This window comes from Bacteroides sp. ET71 (genome assembly GCF_023336905.1).
In the GTDB taxonomy this organism is placed as follows: domain Bacteria; phylum Bacteroidota; class Bacteroidia; order Bacteroidales; family Bacteroidaceae; genus Bacteroides.
Genome location: NZ_JAMBLS010000113.1, coordinates 1 through 832, shown reverse-complemented (window position 1 = coordinate 832; position 832 = coordinate 1). Strand labels below are relative to the sequence as shown.

Sequence of the window (832 nt, the reverse complement as noted above, 5' to 3'; positions counted from 1 at the left end):
ACATATGCAAGCAAGTGTCAGGTAATTTGGTAAATGAATCAGGTAATATTCCCAGAAGAGGTGTCGTTCCACGATTTTCCGATCTTGAAGTAATCGCGTTGAATATGACTTCAGAAGCAATAGGAATTGACAGTGAATCCTTGCTGTTTGCTAAATTGCAGGAATATAGAAAAGAAATTCCCAATCTTATCTCACGCAGACAATACAATGACAGACGTAAGATAACCTCATCTCTGTGCAATGCGGTCAGGGAGAGGATTGTGAAGGAGATGGATGGAGGTGAAGACTATTTCTGTATTGACTCAAAACCAATAGAGGTCTGTCGTTTTTCCCGTTCCAAGCGTTGCGGTATGGGGAAGAAGAACTTTGAGAAAACACCGTCAATCGGATACTGTGCGTCACAAGGAGTGTATTATTACGGATATAAACTCCACGCGCTCTGTGGATTAAGTGGAGTTATCCATTCCTTTGACCTCACCAAGGCAAGTGTGCATGACATTCATTACCTGAAGGATGTGAAGGTGGACTATAGTAATTGTACCGTCATAGGGGACAGAGGATATATAAGTGCTCAGGTACAACTGGATTTGTTTGAAACGGCCAATATCAGACTGGAAGTACCATACAGAACTAACCAGAAAGAATGGAAGCCGACATTTCCAGCTTTTGCCAAAGCGAGAAAAAGAATTGAAACTCTATTCTCGCAATTGTGTGACCAGTTTATGATTATAAGAAATTATGCGAAAGATACAGACGGATTGTTTGCCCGGATTCTCGGGAAGATTAGCGCACTTACAATCCTGCAATATATTAACTATAAAAATAAGAGACC

Annotated in this window: 1 protein-coding gene; it reads left to right on the top strand. The window is 40.9% G+C overall.

Annotation, left to right across the window (positions count from 1 at the left end; translation table 11 throughout):
* Positions 1 to 2: 2 nt before the first annotated feature.
* Positions 3 to 832 (top strand): IS982 family transposase (locus M3090_RS15425; RefSeq protein WP_249057747.1); only part of this gene is annotated, 830 nt, incomplete at its 3' end.